1 protein-coding gene is annotated in these 575 nt (G+C 46.3%); it reads right to left on the bottom strand.

What is annotated here, in order from left to right; all coding sequences use genetic code 11:
• Positions 1 to 528, bottom strand: a 528-nt coding sequence (locus tag A3766_RS09035; RefSeq protein ID WP_197479463.1) for an Ig and FN3 domain-containing protein, incomplete at its 3' end; no start/stop codon positions are given.
• Between the last annotated feature and the right edge of the window lie 47 nt (positions 529 to 575).

Here is a 575-nt window from a genome sequence, read left to right as displayed (position 1 = left end):
ATAATAAGTGCCTGCTACCATATCATCGATCTGCGCACTGGTATCCGAGCCACTACCTACAACAACACTTTGAGCTAAGTTTGATGCATCTGTACCATATCGAATAAGGTAACTGTCAATTTCGTTTAAATCTAGAGCAGTACCATCCGCTCTTTCTTCTGGAATTGACCACTCCAAGGCTATCGACTGTAAAACCTCAAGCTCATTAATTTCTACATTAGCAACTGACGACACCTGCTGCCCCACAGAATTGGATACAATGACATCATAAGCTCCGGCATCTGCAACAGAGGCAGCCTCAATACTTAATGAGCTCGCGTTAGCACCTGATATCTGAACACCATCTTTACGCCAGGTATAACTCAAGTCACCACCGCCTGTCGCAACGATCGACAGCACTGCCGTCTCACCCTCATCAATAGCGGTAGATTGCGGTTGCGAAGCAATGACGACAGGCGCAATGGAAATCACTTCATTCACCTGAATCGTCGCATTAACAGATGTTTGCGAGCCTACCGAATTCGTCACGCTGACACTATACACACCACTATCTGAGACTGAAGCTGAAGCGAAAG

The sequence above is a fragment of the Oleiphilus sp. HI0132 genome (genome assembly GCF_001635845.1).
The sequence above is the reverse complement of the archived record's forward strand: the minus strand, read 5'-3'. Positions and strand labels throughout refer to the sequence as shown.